15 protein-coding genes are annotated in these 17165 nt (G+C 73.9%); 9 read left to right on the plus strand and 6 right to left on the minus strand.

Annotation, left to right across the window (positions count from 1 at the left end; all coding sequences use genetic code 11):
- Positions 1-42 precede the first annotated feature (42 nt).
- Positions 43-2235 carry an endo-beta-N-acetylglucosaminidase gene (locus OG624_RS29525; protein ID WP_371639977.1) on the minus strand — a complete coding sequence of 731 codons (2193 nt, stop codon included), beginning with the start codon at positions 2233-2235 and terminating at the stop codon, positions 43-45.
- Between the two features lie 82 nt (positions 2236-2317).
- Positions 2318-3595: a glycoside hydrolase 5 family protein gene (locus OG624_RS29530; RefSeq protein ID WP_371588543.1), complete on the minus strand. Its 1278-nt coding sequence runs from the start codon at positions 3593-3595 to the stop codon at positions 2318-2320.
- Between the two features lie 460 nt (positions 3596-4055).
- Here OG624_RS29530 and OG624_RS29535 point away from each other — a divergent pair, with 460 nt between their 5' ends.
- Positions 4056-5156: a LacI family DNA-binding transcriptional regulator gene (locus OG624_RS29535; protein ID WP_106971325.1), complete on the plus strand. Its 1101-nt coding sequence runs from the start codon at positions 4056-4058 to the stop codon at positions 5154-5156.
- 33 nt (positions 5157-5189) lie between these two features.
- Positions 5190-6254, plus strand: coding sequence for an ROK family protein (locus OG624_RS29540; RefSeq protein ID WP_371640884.1), 1065 nt, complete (start codon positions 5190-5192; stop codon positions 6252-6254).
- Positions 6255-6311: 57 nt separating this feature from the next.
- Here OG624_RS29540 and OG624_RS29545 read toward each other — a convergent pair whose 3' ends face one another.
- On the minus strand, positions 6312-7307 hold the full coding sequence (locus OG624_RS29545) for a TAXI family TRAP transporter solute-binding subunit (RefSeq protein ID WP_371639978.1): 996 nt from the start codon (positions 7305-7307) through the stop codon (positions 6312-6314).
- A gap of 32 nt (positions 7308-7339) precedes the next feature.
- A complete protein-coding gene (locus OG624_RS29550) occupies positions 7340-8359 on the minus strand; it encodes a LysR family transcriptional regulator (RefSeq protein ID WP_371639979.1) in 1020 nt (339 codons plus the stop codon).
- Positions 8360-8505: 146 nt separating this feature from the next.
- Here OG624_RS29550 and OG624_RS29555 point away from each other — a divergent pair, with 146 nt between their 5' ends.
- The 3 genes from OG624_RS29555 to OG624_RS29565 all read left to right on the plus strand — a co-directional run bounded on the left by OG624_RS29555 (position 8506) and on the right by OG624_RS29565 (position 11463).
- A complete protein-coding gene (locus tag OG624_RS29555) occupies positions 8506-9144 on the plus strand; it encodes a maleylpyruvate isomerase family mycothiol-dependent enzyme (protein ID WP_371639980.1) in 639 nt (212 codons plus the stop codon).
- Positions 9141-10664 carry a tRNA (N6-isopentenyl adenosine(37)-C2)-methylthiotransferase MiaB gene (gene miaB / locus OG624_RS29560; protein ID WP_371639981.1) on the plus strand — a complete coding sequence of 508 codons (1524 nt, stop codon included), beginning with the start codon at positions 9141-9143 and terminating at the stop codon, positions 10662-10664. The genes OG624_RS29555 and miaB overlap by 4 nt, the downstream gene beginning before the upstream one ends.
- 76 nt (positions 10665-10740) lie before the next feature.
- Positions 10741-11463, plus strand: coding sequence for a class III extradiol dioxygenase subunit B-like domain-containing protein (locus OG624_RS29565; RefSeq protein ID WP_371639982.1), 723 nt, complete (start codon positions 10741-10743; stop codon positions 11461-11463).
- Positions 11464-11621: 158 nt separating this feature from the next.
- On the opposite strand, the gene OG624_RS29570 is transcribed toward OG624_RS29565, so the two are convergent.
- Both OG624_RS29570 and OG624_RS29575 read right to left on the minus strand, forming a co-directional pair.
- Positions 11622-11867 (minus strand): antitoxin, encoded by a 246-nt coding sequence (locus tag OG624_RS29570; RefSeq protein WP_161293071.1) that lies wholly within the window; start codon positions 11865-11867, stop codon positions 11622-11624.
- 23 nt (positions 11868-11890) lie between these two features.
- Positions 11891-12100, minus strand: coding sequence for a hypothetical protein (locus tag OG624_RS29575; RefSeq protein ID WP_030713396.1), 210 nt, complete (start codon positions 12098-12100; stop codon positions 11891-11893).
- Positions 12101-12275: 175 nt separating this feature from the next.
- On the opposite strand from OG624_RS29575, the gene miaA reads away from it, so the two are divergent.
- From miaA to OG624_RS29595, 4 genes are all read left to right on the plus strand, one after another.
- Complete coding sequence (gene miaA / locus OG624_RS29580; protein WP_371639983.1) at positions 12276-13214, plus strand: tRNA (adenosine(37)-N6)-dimethylallyltransferase MiaA; 939 nt, start codon at positions 12276-12278, stop codon at positions 13212-13214.
- Positions 13215-13346: 132 nt separating this feature from the next.
- Positions 13347-13868, plus strand: coding sequence for a hypothetical protein (locus tag OG624_RS29585; protein WP_106971326.1), 522 nt, complete (start codon positions 13347-13349; stop codon positions 13866-13868).
- 70 nt (positions 13869-13938) lie between these two features.
- On the plus strand, positions 13939-14814 hold the full coding sequence (gene dapF / locus OG624_RS29590; RefSeq protein WP_033217412.1) for a diaminopimelate epimerase: 876 nt from the start codon (positions 13939-13941) through the stop codon (positions 14812-14814).
- A 140-nt stretch (positions 14815-14954) separates the two neighbouring features.
- Positions 14955-17039, plus strand: a complete 2085-nt coding sequence (locus OG624_RS29595; RefSeq protein WP_033217417.1) for a RelA/SpoT family protein — start codon at positions 14955-14957, stop codon at positions 17037-17039.
- Positions 17040-17165: the final 126 nt, after the last annotated feature.

Genomic DNA, 17165 nt, shown 5'->3' on the forward strand with positions numbered 1-17165 from the left:
CCGGCCCCGGCCCCGGCCTCGGGCCCGGGCCGGAGGCGCCGGCTACCAGACGAGGGTGGTGCGGGCCGCCTCCGACACCGCGTACAGCTCGTCGACGGCCCGGACCTCGAAGGCCGCCGCCCGCTCCCGCCCGGCGCGCGGGACGGCGGGCAGGTACAGGGCGGTGCCGCAGGTGCCCCCGAGGAAGCGCCGGGTGCCGTCCGGGAGGATCCGCCACACCTCGTGGTGGCGCGGCCGCCCGTCGGGACCGGCCGCCGCCCGCCAGGACAGGCGCAGCCAGGCCCGACCATCCTGTCGGGCCGAGGCGTCCACGACCGGAGCCGTGGGCGGGGCCGGGCGCCGGGTGCGGGTCCCGTCGTGCACCGACAGGGCGCCGATCCGCCACACCACCGGCTTCCTCCCGGGCGCGGTGATCCGTACCGCAAGGCCGTACGCGGTCCTGCCCGCCAGTGCCGCGAGCCCGGCCCGCGTCGTGCGCCAGCCCTGCCCGCTGTCCCGGGTCCGGGCCGGCACCCACGTGTACGGGACCGGCTCGCCGGGGCCGGACGGCTCGCGGACGGCCACGCCGACCTCCACCGTGACCGGCTCCGACGACCCGGTGGCGTGCACCAGTTCCAGGACCGCCCCGCGGGTCAACGCCAGCCGCGTCGCATGCAACCCGATGGTCACCGGCGCGGTCGGGACACCCGCCACCAGCAGGCTGGAGCCGCCGCGCCAGGCGTCCGCGAAGTCCAGGGTGACCGAGGGCCGCGCCCCCGCGGTGTCCACCGCCCAGCGGCGGCCCGGGAGCCGGTCCTGGAGCCCGAGGTGGTTCCAGGGGACGTCCGAGACGACCCTGCCGCCGTCGAACCAGCGCAGTCCGTGCCCGGTGTTGAAGGAGCAGGCGAAAGGGAGACCGGTGACGGTGGACCGGTCGGCGACGACCGTGGCGGGAGCCCGCCAACCGGAATCCGGTGCGGGTGCGGGCCGCGACGGGTCCAGGGACTCGCCCGTCCAGAACCGGTCGTCGGCGCGGTGGAAGGCCCCGGGGGAGCGGTCCGTGAGGTGGTTGCGGGTCCACTCGGGCCGGTAGAAGCCGTAGCCGACGACGTGATCGCGCTCGCGCGGGACGATCGCGTCCCAGTCCACGACCGAGTCCCAGCCGCGGGACTCGGTGTCCACGGCGGCCCACAGCTCGTGGCGGGAGCGGCCGAGACGGTCGGCGAGCGCGCCCGAGGCGGCCAGGGTCTGCGGGGTCCAGCGGAAGTCCACGAACATCGTGTCCGCGACCTTCCCGGCCCGGTCCTCGAAGAACTCCTGGTTGAGCGCGTTGAGGGCGCCCTGCCAGCCCACCCGACCGGTGCTGTTCATGGCGTCGTACCAGGTGATGCGCAGGCCGTGGGGCTCGCCGCCGGCCCGCAGGGCGCGCAGGAACTCCCGCATCCGGGTGGCCAGCGCGCTGTCCCCGCCGTCGGTCTCGGCGTTCACGAACCAGCCGTCGAAGCCGTACGTCCGCGCCACCTCGACGAGCTTGTCGGCGATCGGGAAGCGGCCGAGGGAATCCCGCCGCACCAGGTCATGGGTCCACCGGAGGTCGCCGCCGTAGGCGACGGGCGGCAGGAACACGTTGCCCAGCACCCGGACCCCGTTGCGGTGCGCGGCGTCGACCACGGGCGCGTTGGGCGCGAGCACGATGCCCTCGCCGGCGGACCCGCCCCAGAAGACCAGCTCGTCGATGTACGCCCAGTGTGTGAGCGCGTAGTGGTCGGCGGTCGGGGAGCCCTGGGACGGGTTCCCGGCGGTGGGCCCGAAGGAGACCAGGGAGGCGATACGGGCCTGGCCGGCGCGGGCGGTCCGGTTCGCCGGGACCGGGGTGAACCGCCGCGCCAGGGGCACGGTCGAGGCGTTGTGGGCCAGATCGGGGTCGCTCTCGGGGGTCCACCGGCTGAGCGAGCGCCACACGATCCCGGGGCCGGGGGTCCCCGAGGGGAGGGAGTCCGGGAACCAGTACGAGGCGTACGGGGCCAGGTCGGCCGGGGCGGAGGCCTGGATCGGGGCCTCGACCGCGGCCTGGCCTGGTGCTCCGAGGGCGGGCGTTCCCTCCGGTAAGCGCGGGGGCGCGGCGGCGGCCCGGGCGCGGCCCGCCAGTCCCAGCACCGCGGCGGCCCCGGCCCCGGTGGCCAGCACTCTGCGCCGGGTCGGACGTATCGCGGCGGGCGGCGTCCGCGGATCGACGCCGTTGTCGGTCTCGGGCATGCGGGGCTCCTCACGAGGGGATCGGGGCGAGGTGGGGGCGGGGCGAGGTGGGGCGGGGCGGATCGGCCCCGGTCAGGTCAGGTCACGTCACGTCGTGGACGCGCAGCACCTCGGTGATGCCGCGCGTGGCCAGATGGGCGGGATCCGAGGCGCGCTCCGCGAGGACCACCGCGGGGCGCACCCCCTGGGCCGTCAGCGAGGCCCACGCCTCGAAGAAGGCCCCGCCCGGGGCGCACACCGAACGCCCCGGAGCCCGCGCGGCCCCACCGACGACCTCGCCCCCGTCCCCGCCGATGTCCACGACGAGCGCGGTGGACCGTGGGGCCGGGCGGTGCGCGCGTCCCCGCCACCGCGCGGTGATCCGGGCGATGGCGGCGCCGGCCGGTTTGATCCGGCGGTCGTTGGTGAGCAGGCCGAGGCCGTACTCCAACTCCGGGAAGTCCGCGAGCTCCCGGGACACGTCGTGCGAGCACCACCAGGTCACGCCCCACAGGTCCGGGCAGTCCAAGGCGTTCGCGACGGTGGCCTCGGTGAAGCGCGCCGCGTGCTCGGGCGGGATCAGCGGCGCCGGGGCGCCGACCTCCTGGAGCCACACCGGGCGGTGCGGGTCCAGGGCCCAGGCCTTGGACAGCTCGATCAGGTACGCGGCATGCTGCTCGGTCGCCGTCCCGCTCCGGCCGTGGCGCTGCGCGGTGCCGTTGAACACCCAGGAGTGCACGGCCGTGACCCGGCCCAGCCGGGCCGCCTGGGCCGCGGTGAAGGGGTGCCCGTCCTGGTACCAGGCGGCGTCGTACTCGGCGTGCAGGTGCAGCCGCCCCGGGGCGCCCTCCTCGCAGGCGGCGAGCATCCGCTCCAGCCAGCGGCCGGCCTGGTCCGGGGTGATCCGGTCCGGGTCGGGGTGCGGGGCGCCGGAGAACTGGTTGATCTCGTTGCCGACCGTCATGCCCAGGAAATTCGGCCGGTCGGCGAGGGCCGCGGCCAGCGTGCGCAGGTACTCCTGCTGCCCGGCGACCACCTCTGGGTCGGTGAAGATGCTGCGCCGATGCCAGGTCCGGGTCCAGGCGGGCAGGAAGTCGAAGCTCGACAAGTGCCCCTGCAGACCGTCCACGTTGACGTCGAGCCCGCGCTCGGCGGCCGCGTCGGCGAGGGCGACGAGCTGCTCGACCGCGCGCGGCCGGATCAGCGTCCGGTTCGGCTGGAAGAGCGGCCACAGGGGGAAGACGCGGATGTGGTCGAGCCCGAGGGCCGCGATCGAGTCGAGGTCGGCCCGCACCTCGTCGAGATCGAAGTCCAGCCAGTGGTGGAACCAACCGCGGGACGGCGTGTAGTTGGCGCCGAAGCGGAGCACGTCATCGGGCACGGGGCGTCCTGGAGTTCTGGAGTACGCGCGTACTCGACGAATTCACCGGATGCGCCACAACCTGCCGGTGCGGATGAGGAAAGTCAACAGGGCGACCGGTCGCCCCACGGGCGTGTACTTATGCGCTTCAGCTCAGTTGACACAAGGGTTGCGTGCCGAAGACCCTGAGGAAACTAATGCGCTTTAGTTGCGCCTGATGACGTGGGGGCGGGCGGAAATGGACAGCGGCATTTCGGTCACGTCGACCACCGATCCGGCGCCCGCGCGTCCCGCCCGCGGACACCGCCGGCGGTCGGTCGGGTCGGCGGTGCGCGAAGCTCCGTAGGCGTGGCGGATCGTGGATCGTCATAAAAGCGTCCTGTCGGGGCAGGATCGCGTACGGTCCGGCCGTCGACATCCGTATTCCGCCATCCGTATTCCGCCACGCGTGAGCGCACCCGAAGGACGAATGAGGCAGTCCATGGCCCGCAGACCCACGATCAAGGACATAGCCCGGCAGGCCGGCGTCTCGGAGAGCGCCGTCTCCTTCGCGCTCAACGGTCGGCCGGGCGTTTCGCAGGACACCAGGGCCCGGATCCGCCGCGTCGCCGAGGAGCTCGGCTGGCAGCCCAACAGCGCGGCCCGGGCCCTGTCCGGCGAACGCTCCGGAGCCGTCGGCCTGGTCCTCGCCCGGCCCGCCCACACGCTCGGCGTCGAGTCCTTCTTCCTCCAACTCGTCTCCGGCATCCAGGAGGTCCTGGCCGCCGCCCGGACCGCCCTGCTCTTCCAGGTCGTCGAGGACATCGACGCCGAGTGCGCGGTCTACCGCCGCTGGTGGGCCGAGCGCCGGGTCGACGGCGTCCTCGTCGTCGACCCGCGGACGAGCGACCCGAGACCGGCGCTCCTGGAGGCACTGGGGCTGCCCGCGGTCACCATCGGCGAGGCCCTGCCCCAGGAGGACGAGGGCGGGGGCGGAATCGATCCGGCCGCTGCCGGCGCCACGGCCGCGCCCACAGCCCGACCTGCGGTCCTGTCCTCGGTCCGGGCCGACGACGCCGGCGCCATGGCCCAGGTCCTGGAGTACCTCCACGGGCTCGGCCACCGCCGGATCGTGCACGTCGCCGGGCTCCCCGACCTCGCCCACACCGTCCGCCGGATGGAGTCCCTGCGCACCGAGGCCGCGCGTCGCGGGCTCGGCCCTGACCAGGTGCGCTCGGTGCTCACCGACTACTCCGACACCGAGGGCGCGGCGGCCACCCGGCGGGTCCTCGCCGAGCCGGAGCCGCCCACGGCCCTCGTCTACGACAATGACGTGATGGCCGTCGCCGGGAGCGCGGTCGCCGCCGAGCTGGGCATCCCCGTCCCGGGCAGGCTGTCGATCGTGGCCTGGGACGACTCCGCGCTCTGCCGGGTCACCCATCCCCGACTCACCGCTCTCGTACGGGACACCGCCGGCTTCGGCCGGCTGGCCGCCGGCGAACTCCTGGCCGTCCTCGCGGGCGACCCGCCGGGGGTGCGGATCAGCGAGCGGCCCAGGCTGGAGCCGCGCGAGAGCACGGCGCCGCCCCCGGCGCATACTTAACCCTGAAACCTTCCTGGAGCCGCCACCGTGATCATTCCCAGCGCCCCGTTCTCCGCACCGCCGGCAGCCGCGGCGGCCTCCGGGCCGACCGTGGCGATCGACATCGGCGGCACGAAGATCGCCGGTGCGCTGGTTCACCCCGACGGCACGATGACGGCCACCACCCGCCGCCCGACCCCGCGCGGGGTGGACGCCGACGGTGTCATGGCGGCGGTCGCCGAGGTCGTCGCCGATCTCTCCACGTCGCCGCTGTGGGCCTCGGCGCAGCGTTGCGGGATCGGCAGCGCCGGGCCGGTGGACACCTCCCGGGGCACGGTCAGCCCGGTCAACATCGGAGCCTGGCGGGACTTTCCGGTCCAGGAACGGATCGCGGCGGAACTCGCGGCCCACGGGGCCGACCTGCCGACGGTGCTGGCCGGTGACGGAGTGGCGATGACCGCTGCCGAGCACTGGTTGGGCGCGGCCCGGGGCCACGCGAACGCGCTGTGCATGGTGGTCTCCACCGGCGTGGGAGGCGGCCTGATCCTGAACAACCAGCTCCACCCCGGCCCCACGGGCAACGCGGGCCACATCGGCCACATCAGCGTGGCCTTCGACGGCGAACCGTGCGTCTGCGGCGGCCACGGGTGCGTCGAGTCGATCGCCTCGGGTACGGCGATCGCCCGCTGGGCCCGCGAGCAGGGCTGGACCCCGTCGGGCAGCGCGGCCGGCGGCGGGGGCGGGAACGGGAACGGCGCGGGTGGCGCGAACGGTGGGCGGGATGCCACGGCGGCCGGGGTGGCCGCCGCTGCCGCCGAGGGCGACCCGATCGCCCTGGCCGCCTTCGATCGGGCGGGCCGGGCCCTGGCCGCCGCCATCGCGGCCACCGCGACCCTGGTGGAGACGGACATCGCGGTCATCGGAGGCGGAGTGGCCGCCGCCGGCGACACCCTGTTCGCCCCGATCCGTAGCCACCTCGCGGCCTACGCCACGCTCTCGTTCGTCAAGGACATCCAGGTGGTGCCGGCGATGCTGGGCACTCATGCGGGACTGATCGGCGCGGCCGCGGCGGCGAGCATGCTGCTGCCTTCCCCGTCTTCACAGCCGTCCGCGTCGTGAAGCCGGTCGGGAACCCCGGAAACCCGAAGGTCGTCGGGACCCCCCGGGCTCGCGGGGTCAGGGCTTGACGGACCGGTAGTACCGGCGGGCGCCCTCGTGCAGGTCCACGGGGTCGGTGTAGATCGCCGTCCGTAGGTCCACGAGCTGCGCCGCATGCACCTCACGCCCGACGCGGTCGCGACTGAGGATGACCGTCCGCGTCAGCTGCTCGGTGAGCTGGGGGTCGGTCCCCGCCATGGTCACCAGCAGGTTCGGTACGGCCAGGGTCGACACGGCGCTCGTGTTGCGCGCCCGCGCGTAGGTGTCCTGCGGCATCACGGCCGTCCGGTAGTAACGCGCCGGGGAGCCGCTCTCCTGGAGCTGTTCCACCAGGTCACCGAGTTGCACGAGCCGGATGTCGAAGCGCTCCGACAGCTCCCGCACGGCGTTCGTCGGCAGCCCGCCGGACCAGAAGAACGCGTCGATCCGGCCGGCCTCCAGCTCGCTCGGCATGCTGTCGATGCCGATGGACACCGACGTCATGTCCAGCACCGGGTCGATCTTGGCGGCCCTCAGCAGCCGCTCCGAGACCAGCCGCACCCCGGACCCCGGCTGGCCGATCGCCACCCGCTTGCCGCGCAGGTCACGGGCCGACTGCACCGGGGAGTCGGCCGGGACCACCAGCTGCACGTAGTCGTCGTAGAGCCGCGCGACCCCGCGCAGTCGGTCCGCGCCGGTCCTCTGGTCGAGCTGGAACTTGGCGACCGCGTCCGCCGTCGCCACCGTGAAGTCCGCCTCGCCGGTGGCCAGCCGCTTCAGGTTCTCCTGCGAGCCCTCGCTGGTCTCCAGCCGTACGTCGACGCCGGGCATGTCCCGCTTGAGCGCCTGCTCCAGCAGCTCCCCGTAGCGGTGGTAGACCCCGGCCCGCGCGCCCGTGCTGAAGGTCAGCTCGCCCTGCAGCTCCGGGTGCCCGAAGGGTTTCAGCCACCAGGTCAGGACTCCGAGCACGGCGAGTACGGCCACCAGGACCCGCAGGGCGTGGCGCCTGCTGATCCGGGGCGGTACGAGAGGCATGGCCGCGATCCTGCCACCCGTCCGCCGTCCTGTCACGGCGCGGGTCTTCCGGGGGCCTGCGCGCGGAGCCTTCCCAGCAGGGTGTGCGCGGCCGGCCCGGGCGGTCCGTCCGTGCGCCAGGCCAGTGCGACCCGCCCGGTCAGCCGGGGCTCGGTGATCCGCAGCGCGCACAGTCCGGTGCCGGTGCCGGTGCTGCTGCTGCCGAGGCCGGTGGCTGTTCCCGTGCCGGCACCCGTCGCGGTGCCGGAGGCCGGGCCCGCGTCGACGTCGGCCCGTGGGCCCGCTCCCGACTCGGCACCGGACGGCACCACCGCCACCCCCAGGCCCCGCGCGGCCAGCCGGACCAGCACGGCGGGCGCCGCCGCCTCGAAGTCCACCCGCGGGGCGAAACCGGCCTGCGCGCACGCCCGCTCCAGCACCCCGCGCAGCCCGGTCCCGCGCGGCAGGCTGATCAGGGCCCGCCCGCGCAGGGCGGCCAGCGGGATCTCGCCGTCCACCGCGGCCGCCACCAGCGGGTCGTCCGCCCGCACCGACGCGACCAGGGGTTCGTCGAGCACCACCTGGCAGGAGACGCCCGGCGGCGGCTCTCCCGCGATACCGACCACCGCCAGGTCCAGCTCCCCGCGCAGCAGCGCCGCCAGCATCCGCTCCGAGGTGTCCTCGGACAGCGCGATCTCCACCCCGGGGTGCTCGTCGTGGAAGGCCCCGAGCACCTCCACCACGTCGAACCCGTCCACCGCCGCCGAGGCCGCCCCCGGGATCAGCCCGAGGGCCACCCGCCCGCGCAGCAGGCCGGAGAACTCCTCGGCCGTCCGCCGCACGCCCTCCACCGCCGCCAGCGCGGCCCGCGCGTACGAGAGCACCGCCCGGCCCGCCTCCGTCGGGGTCACCCGCCGCCCGGACCGATCGAGCAGCCGCTGCCCGAGCTCGCGCTCCAGCTGCGCGACCTGTGCGCTCACCCCGGGCTGCGACACGTGCAGCCGCGCCCCGGCCCGGGTGAAGCCGCCCTCTTCCACCACGGCCACGAAATAGCGCAGCTGAGCCAGTTCCATAACCGTGGATTGTAGATCGCAGAAGCACCCACTCTTGGACTTATGCCAGCTGCCCCCTCGACGCTGAGGTCATGAGCCGATCAGCGCCCCGACCCACCTCTCGACCCGACTCCCGACCCGACTCCCGACCCGCCTCTCGTGCCTCCGTGAGCCGCCGTACGATCGCCGCGGCCGTCGCCGCCGAACGCCGCGAGCTGGCCGACGTACTGGACGCGCTCACCCCGGACGCATGGGACGCCCCGTCGCTGTGCACCGGCTGGCGCGTCCGCGAGGTCGCCGCCCACCTGTCCCTCGGCTTCCGCACCACCCTCCCCGGCTTCGCCCTCGAACTGCTGCGGGCCCGCGGCGGCCTGCACCGGATGACCGACCGCACGGCCCGCCGCGACGCCGCCGCCTTCACCACGCGTGAGCTGGCCGAGCTGCTCCGCGAGCACGCCGGCCACCCGTGGAAACCGCCCGCCGCCGGGCCCACCGGAGCCCTCGCCCACGACGTGGTCCACGGCCTCGACATCACCGTCGCCCTCGACCACCCGCGCCGCGTCCCCGAGGACCGGCTGCGGCTCCTCCTCGACGCCGTCACCCCGCGCTCCCTGCGCTTCTTCGGCGCGGACCTGACCCGCGTCCAGCTGCGCGCGCAGGACCTGGCCTGGTCCCACGGCGAGGGAACTCCCGTGTACGGGGAAGCCCAGGACCTGCTGCTCGTCCTCTTCGGCCGCCGCCTTCCCCCGGGTCGGCTGAACGGGGGACCGGAGGGCCACCTTGTACCGCCTACCCTTGTTGCATGACCAGCAGCGACCGGAGCCAGGCAGTGGACGTGAAGCGAAGCTACGAGGTGCGCACCTACGGGTGCCAGATGAACGTGCACGACTCGGAGCGGCTCTCCGGTCTGCTGGAGGACGCCGGCTACGTCCGGGCGCCCGAGGGCGCCGACGGCGACGCCGACGTCGTGGTCTTCAACACCTGCGCGGTCCGCGAGAACGCCGACAACAAGCTGTACGGCAACCTCGGCCGGCTGGCCCCGATGAAGACCAAGCGCCCCGGCATGCAGATCGCCGTCGGCGGCTGCCTCGCGCAGAAGGACCGCGACACGATCGTCAAGCGGGCCCCCTGGGTCGACGTCGTCTTCGGTACCCACAACATCGGCAAGCTCCCCGTGCTGCTGGAGCGCGCCCGCATCCAGGAAGAGGCACAGGTCGAGATCGCCGAGTCGCTGGAGGCCTTCCCCTCCACGCTCCCGACCCGCCGCGAGTCCGCGTACGCCGCCTGGGTCTCGATCTCCGTCGGCTGCAACAACACCTGCACCTTCTGCATCGTCCCGGCCCTGCGCGGCAAGGAGGAGGACCGCCGGCCCGGCGACATCCTCGCCGAGGTGGAGGCCCTGGTCGCCGAGGGCGTCTCGGAGATCACCCTGCTCGGCCAGAACGTGAACGCGTACGGCTCGGACCTCGGCGACCGCGAGGCCTTCAGCAAGCTGCTGCGCGCCTGCGGTCAGATCGAGGGCCTGGAGCGGGTCCGCTTCACCTCCCCGCACCCGCGCGACTTCACGGACGACGTGATCGCGGCGATGGCCGAGACCCCGAACGTGATGCCGCAGCTGCACATGCCGATGCAGTCCGGATCGGACACGATCCTGAAGGCGATGCGCCGCTCGTACCGCCAGGAGCGCTTCCTCGGCATCATCGAGAAGGTCCGCGCCGCCATCCCGCACGCGGCGATCTCCACCGACATCATCGTGGGCTTCCCCGGCGAGACGGAGGAGGACTTCCAGCAGACGATGCACGCGGTACGCGAGGCCCGCTTCGCGAACGCGTTCACCTTCCAGTACTCCAAGCGCCCCGGGACCCCGGCGGCCGACATGGAGGGGCAGATCCCCAAGGAGGTCGTCCAGGAGCGGTACATGCGCCTGGTCGCCCTGCAGGAGGAGATCTCCTGGGACGAGAACAAGAAGCAGGTCGGCCGCACGCTGGAGGTCATGGTCGCGGAGGGCGAGGGCCGCAAGGACGGCGCCACGCACCGCCTCTCCGGCCGCGCACCCGACAACCGCCTGGTCCACTTCACGAAGCCGGAGGCGGAGGTCCGCCCGGGCGACGTGGTCACCGTGGACATCACCTACGCGGCCCCGCACCACCTGCTGGCCGAGGGCCCGACGCTGACCGTCCGCCGGACGCGCGCCGGCGACGCCTGGGAGAAGCGCAACGCAGCCCCCGTCCAGCCGGCGGGCGTCATGCTCGGCATCCCGACGCTGGGCGTCCCGGCGCCCCTGCCGGCCGTCACGTCCGGCTGCGCGGTGCCCGCCTCCTCCTGAGGCACGGTCCGAGGGGTGCGGGAGGCGTAGTGACGCCCCTCCCGCGCCGTCGGCGTGTCCGGCTAGGCTGCGGATCATGCTCGTAGCCGCCGCAGTCTGTCCCGCCCCGCCGCTGCTCGTGCCGGAGGTCGCCGCGGGGGCCGCCGCCGAACTCGGCGACGCCCGCACCGCCTGCTCCGACGCGCTGGCGGTGCTCGCCGCGTCCCGGCCCGACCTGCTGGTCGTGGTCGGCTCCGCCGCCGAGGGCGGCGCCTACGACCAGGGCACCCCCGGCAGCTTCGCCGGATTCGGCGTGGACCTGACCGTCACCCTGGGCCCCGACCTGGGCGAACCGCCGAGCGGCCACGCCACCGGGGTCACCCTCCCGACGTCCCTCGCGGTGGCCGGCTGGCTGCTCGGGCAGGCCCGCTGGGCGGCCGCCCCGGTCGCCGGAGCGGCCGTCGCCGCGGACCTCGCCCCGAGCGGCTGCGGCCTCCTCGGCGCGGACCTGGGCGCTTCCGCCGAACGGGTGGCCATGCTGGTCCTCGGGGACGGCAGCGCCTGCCGCACCCTCAAGGCCCCCGGGTACCTCGACGAGCGCGCCGCCGCCTTCGACGCGGCCGCGGCTCGCGCGCTGGGCGCCGCCGACGTGGCCGCGCTGGCCGGGATCGACGCCACTCTCGCGGCCGAGCTCCAGGCCGCCGGACGGGCCCCCTGGCAGGTCCTGGCCGGCGCCGCCGAGGGCGCGGAACTGGAAGGGCGCCTGCTGTACGAGGACGCGCCCTACGGCGTGGGGTACTTCGTCGCCGCCTGGTCGTAGCCGCTCGGTGCAGCCGCCCGGCGGCCACCCGGCCACCCGGGCGCGCACCGCGCCCGACAGGGCCCCGTAGGGCCGAGAGGGTGGCGGTAGGGGTCAGGAACGGCGAAAGGGGCGGGGGACCGGCCGCAGCCGGTCCCCCGCCCCTTTCGCGGACCGCGTCAGGAAGCGGCCGGCGGCGTCGGCCCGCCGGGAGCGTCCTTGTGCGCGATCTTCCCCAGGGCGTCCTTCGCCTTGCCCGTCCCGCTCGTGATCTGGCCGCTGTACTTGCCCTTGGTCTTGGAGTCCACGGCCTTGGCCACCTTGTCCAGACTCTCGCCGATCCTGCCCTCGTGCTGCAGGGCCAGGTCGCCGACCTTGTCCTTCGCCGGACCGAGCTTGGCCTTCAGATTGTCCAGCAGGCCCATGGGTCACCCTCCGTTGGCGGTCACTACGTGCGGGCGCCCTCACCGGTCTCGCTGTCCGCGGCCACCGGGGCCGCCAGCTGCTTCGGAATCTCCACGACTGCCGCCTCCGGAGACTTCTCGGCAACAGGCTCGGCCTCCTCGGCCGCACCGGACTCCGCCGTCAGGTCCACCGCCGCGACCTCCTCGGTCACGACCTCGCCCTTACGACGAAAAAACCGATCAAAAACGCCCATGTCTACTCCCGTAACGTTACTCGTGTGAGTGAAGTTCCGCGTTGACCGAACCGGCCTGCGCCGGGCGTACGCAGGGCGTATGTCCGGCCGGAACCTCGCCAGGGCAACGACCCCACCCGCACCCCGTCACGTAACTCGATCGGGTACATGCCGTGAGGTTTGCGAGACTGGGGCCGTGAGGAAAGCAGCCCCCGCCCCGCGGGTCATCGCCGTCGTCGGTCCCACCGCGGCAGGAAAGTCCGACCTGGGCGTAGCCCTGGCCCGCCGATTCGACGGCGAAGTCGTCAACGCCGACTCCATGCAGCTGTACCGGGGGATGGACATCGGCACCGCCAAGCTGACGACCGAGGAGCGCGGCGGTGTCCCGCACCACCTCCTCGACATCTGGGACGTCACCGACACCGCCAACGTCGCCGACTACCAACGGCTGGCCCGCCTGGAGATCGACAAACTGCTCGCCGAGGGCCGCACCCCCGTCCTCGTCGGCGGATCCGGCCTGTACGTCCGGGGCGCCCTGGACGTCATGGAGTTCCCCGGCACCGACCCCGAGGTCCGCGCCCGCCTCGAGGAAGAGGTCACCCTCCGCGGCTCCGGCGCCCTGCACGCCCGCCTCGCGGCCGCCGACCCGGCCGCCGCGCAGGCCATCCTGCCCAGCAACGGCCGACGCATCGTCCGCGCGCTCGAGGTGATCGAGATCACCGGTCGCCCCTTCACCGCCAACCTGCCCGGCCACGAGTCCGTCTACGACACCGTGCAGATCGGCGTCGACGTGGCCCGCCCGGAGCTCGACGAGCGGATCGCGCTGCGGGTCGACCGGATGTGGGAGGACGGGCTCGTGGACGAGGTCCGCGCGCTGGAGGCCCGCGGGCTCCGGGACGGAATCACCGCCTCCAGGGCGCTGGGCTACCAGCAGGTGCTGGCCGCGCTCGCGGGCGAGTACACCGAGGACGAGGCCCGGGCCGAGACCGTCCGGGCGACCAAGCGGTTCGCCCGCCGTCAGGACTCGTGGTTCCGCCGCGACCCGCGCGTGCACTGGCTCAGCGGGGCCGCCGCCGACCGGGGGGAACTCCCCGGACTCGCGCAGTCGTTGGTCGAACGAGCGGTCACAGCCTGATCACGTGATGGCATCGGGACGCCTCACGCGCCAGTAGCGGGGCCGGGGGCGTGCCATCATCAAACTCCAGCGGGTGCGATCACCTGCGATGAACGGCGGCGTACTGAGTCCGAGTGGGGAGGGCGCGTGGCGATGGAGGCCGGCCCTCGTGACACCGGGCGGGACGACACCCAAAGGGAAGCGGACCCGATGCTTCTGGACGGGACGGACGGAACGGACGGGCCCCCCGGGCTCGGGCTGCCCGCCGATCCGGCACGACTGACCCCGGACGGCCCGGACACCCCGGACTCCGCCGAGGCGGAAGCCGCCGCCGGACCCGCGTTCGAGGTCGAACTGCGCCCGCAGCGCCGCCTGCGCCTGTGGCAGATCGCCCCCATCGCGATGCTCGCCGCCACCGGTTCGCTGATGTTCGCCTTCCCGCTCGCCTTCGAGTTCGGCGACGGCGGTGCCGTGGTCGCCATGCTCGGATTCCTGATCAGCTGCTGCGCCGGAGGCTGGGGCATGATGGCCGCCCGACGGGTCGGCCACACCTGGCCCGGTCTCCCGGCCCGGGGGAGCGGCCGCCGCCCCGACTGGCGCATGGCCGCGCTGTACGCCGTCGTCGCACTGGCCGTCGTAGGACTCGCCGTGTACCGGGTCGCCCGGCTCCGCTGACCGCCCTCCGGCAGGTTCCGCCCCTCGGACGGTTCGGCACCGCTGAGCTGCGGCTCGGTACCATGGGCCGGTGACGCAGACCACCCTCTCCTTCCTCAAGGGCCACGGCACCGAGAACGACTTCGTGATCGTCCCGGACCCGGACAACGCCATCGAGCTGCCCGCGTCCGCCGTCGCGAAGCTGTGCGACCGGCGCGCCGGGATCGGCGCGGACGGCGTCCTGCACGTCGTCCGGTCCGCCGCCCACCCCGAGGCCGCGCACCTGGCCGACGAGGCGGAGTGGTTCATGGACTACCGCAACAGCGACGGCTCCATCGCCGAGATGTGCGGCAACGGCGTCCGCGTCTTCGCCCGCTACCTCCAGCACGCCGGACACGTCGAGCCCGGCGACCTCGCCGTCGCCACCCGCGGCGGCGTCAAGCGCGTGCACCTCGACAAGACGGGCGACGTCACCGTCTCCATGGGTCGCGCCGAGCTGCCCGAGGGCGAGGTCACGGTCAGCGTCGGCGAGCGGAGCTGGCCCGCGCGCAACGTGAACATGGGCAATCCGCACGCCGTGGCCTTCGTCGAAAGCCTCGACGACGCCGGCACCCTGTACACCGCCCCGCCGTTCAGCCCGGCGTCCGCCTACCCGACCGGGGTCAACGTCGAGTTCGTCGTCGACCGCGGCCCCCGGCACGTCGCGATGCGCGTCCACGAACGCGGCTCCGGCGAGACCCGCTCCTGCGGCACCGGCGCCTGCGCCGTCGCCGTGGCGACCATCCGCCGCGACGGAGTGGACCCGGCCGTCACCGGCGACGCGGTCGCCTACACCGTCGACCTCCCCGGCGGAACCTTGATCATCACCGAATACCCCGACGGCCGGATCGACATGACCGGACCGGCCGTGATCGTGGCCGCGGGAGAGTTCGACAGGGCCTGGCTCACCGAAACGGCTTTCGCGTGAAGCTTCCCTCTAATGGGTGATCCGTTTCACGCTGAGCGAGAGGTGGACTGCGCCACGTGGTGGGGTCGGTAACATCAGGCACCGGCCCTGAGGGCTCACCCCATGCCCACCACCGCCGGTCGAAGCCGCCGGAGGTGCCCATGAGTGCAGAGGCCACGAACCCCGAAGCACACCCCGAAGCGCGCCCTGAGCTCCGCAGACGGGGGCGGACCAGGCTCGATCTGCGCCGCCTCGGGCGCGCGGCCCTGCTCGGGCCGACGTCGCGAGACCGGCTTCCGGACGCCATCGGTCACGTGGCCGAGGCGCACCGCGCCCACCATCCGGACGCCGATTTGTCCGTTCTGCGCCGCGCGTATCTCCTCGCGGAGACCTCGCACCGCGGCCAGATGCGAAAAAGTGGTGAGCCGTACATCACACATCCGCTCGCCGTTACCTTGATCCTCGCCGAACTGGGCGCCGAGACCACCACCTTGACGGCCTCTCTGCTCCACGACACCGTCGAGGACACGGACGTGACCCTCGATCAGGTACGGACGGAGTTCGGCGACGAGGTGTGCTTCATCGTCGACGGCGTCACCAAGGTGGAGAAGATCGACTACGGCGCCGCCGCCGAACCCGAGACCTTCCGCAAGATGCTCGTCGCCACCGGCAACGACGTCCGCGTCATGTCCATCAAACTCGCCGACCGGCTGCACAACATGCGCACCCTGGGCGTGATGCGGCCCGAGAAGCAGGCCCGCATCGCCAAGGTCACCCGTGACGTCCTCATCCCGCTGGCCGAACGGCTCGGCGTCCAGGCCCTGAAGACCGAGCTGGAAGACCTCGTCTTCGCGATCCTGCACCCCGAGGAGTACGAGAGCACCCGCGCGCTCATCGCCGCCCACGCCGGGGAACGCGACCCGCTGCCCGCCATCGCCGACTCCGTACGCGGCGTCCTGCGCGAGGCCGGCATCGCCGCCGAAGTACAGGTACGGCCCCGGCACTTCGTCTCCGTGCACCGCATCGCCCGCACCCGCGGCGAGCTACGCGGTTCCGACTTCGGCCGCATCCTCGTCCTCGTCGGCGAGAACGCCGACTGCTACGCCGTGCTCGGCGAACTGCACACCTGCTTCACCCCGGTCGTCTCGGAGTTCAAGGACTTCATCGCCACCCCGAAGTTCAACCTCTACCAGTCGCTGCACACCGCCGTCGCCACGCCCGAGGGCTACGTGGCCGAGGTCATCGTGCGCACCCGGCAGATGCACCGCGTCGCCGAGGCCGGCGTGGTCGCCCTCGGCAATCCGTACGCCACCGCGACCCCAGACGCCGCCGCCACCGACCCGGACGAGGAGCGCGTGGACCCCACGCGGCCCGGCTGGCTGTCCCGACTGCTCGACTGGCAGCAGTCCGCGCCCGACCCCGACACCTTCTGGACCGTGCTCCGGGCGGAGCTGGCCCAGGACCGGGAGATCACCGTCTTCCGGGCCGACGGCGGAACGCTGGGCCTACCGGCCGGGGCCAGCTGTATCGACGCCGCCTACGCGCAGCACGGCGCGGCGGCCCACGGCTGTATCGGCGCCCGGGTCAACGGGCGCCTCACCTCCCTGTCCTCCCCGCTGTCCGACGGGGACACCGTCCAACTGCTGCTCGCGCAGGACGCCTCCTCCGGACCCGCCGTCGAGTGGCTGGACCACGCGCGGACCCCGGCGGCCCGGATCGCCATCAGCAGCTGGCTCGAAGCCCACCCCGACCGGGCCATGGCCCCCACCTCGGTCGCCCGCGCGCCGCTGTCGGTGGTCGGCGCCCGCGGCGGCGGCGGCAACGCGGTCGCCGACCTGCCGGACGCCACCGTGCGACTCGCCGGGTGCTGCACCCCGGTGCCGCCGGACGCCGTCGCCGGCTTCCTGGTCCGCGGCGGAGCCGTCACCGTGCACCGCATCCACTGCGCGGCGGTGGCGCAGATGCGGGCCGTGGGACGCACCTCCGTCGCCGTGCACTGGCGGGCCACCGCGGACTGCCGGGTCACCCTGCGCGCTGAATCGTTCGGCCGCCCGCATCTGCTGGCCGATCTGACCGAAGCCATCGCCCGCGAAGGCGTCGAGGTGGTCTCCGCGACCGTGGAACCGCCGGTCGAGCAGCGGGTCCGGCACAGCTACACCCTGCAGCTGCCCGACGCGGCCGGGCTGCCCGCGCTGATGCGGGCGATGCGGGACGTGCCGGGCGTGTACGACGTCAGCCGGGTGTAGCCGCCGGGCGCGTGCCGACGGCCGTGCCCGACGCCCGCGCCCGCTCGATGGCGCCGGACGCCCGTCCGACGCCCGCCGGGTGCCCGCCGCGTGTTCGCCGGGTGCGACGTAGGCCGGGACGGCTCC

Source organism: Streptomyces virginiae (genome assembly GCF_041432505.1).
Classification (GTDB): domain Bacteria; phylum Actinomycetota; class Actinomycetes; order Streptomycetales; family Streptomycetaceae; genus Streptomyces; species Streptomyces virginiae_A.

Bases quoted from the DNA above. Each gene is read 5' to 3' on its own strand.
- OG624_RS29525 (WP_371639977.1), bottom strand. From the start codon at position 2,235: ATGCCCGAGACCGACAACGGCGTCGATCCGCGGACGCCGCCCGCCGCG.
- OG624_RS29535 (WP_106971325.1), top strand. From the start codon at position 4,056: ATGGCCCGCAGACCCACGATCAAGGACATAGCCCGGCAGGCCGGCGTC.
- OG624_RS29545 (WP_371639978.1), bottom strand. From the start codon at position 7,307: ATGCCTCTCGTACCGCCCCGGATCAGCAGGCGCCACGCCCTGCGGGTC.
- OG624_RS29550 (WP_371639979.1), bottom strand. From the start codon at position 8,359: ATGGAACTGGCTCAGCTGCGCTATTTCGTGGCCGTGGTGGAAGAGGGC.
- miaB (WP_371639981.1), top strand. From the start codon at position 9,141: ATGACCAGCAGCGACCGGAGCCAGGCAGTGGACGTGAAGCGAAGCTAC.
- OG624_RS29565 (WP_371639982.1), top strand. From the start codon at position 10,741: ATGCTCGTAGCCGCCGCAGTCTGTCCCGCCCCGCCGCTGCTCGTGCCG.
- OG624_RS29570 (WP_161293071.1), bottom strand. From the start codon at position 11,867: ATGGGCCTGCTGGACAATCTGAAGGCCAAGCTCGGTCCGGCGAAGGAC.
- OG624_RS29575 (WP_030713396.1), bottom strand. From the start codon at position 12,100: ATGGGCGTTTTTGATCGGTTTTTTCGTCGTAAGGGCGAGGTCGTGACC.
- OG624_RS29585 (WP_106971326.1), top strand. From the start codon at position 13,347: ATGGAGGCCGGCCCTCGTGACACCGGGCGGGACGACACCCAAAGGGAA.
- OG624_RS29595 (WP_033217417.1), top strand. From the start codon at position 14,955: ATGAGTGCAGAGGCCACGAACCCCGAAGCACACCCCGAAGCGCGCCCT.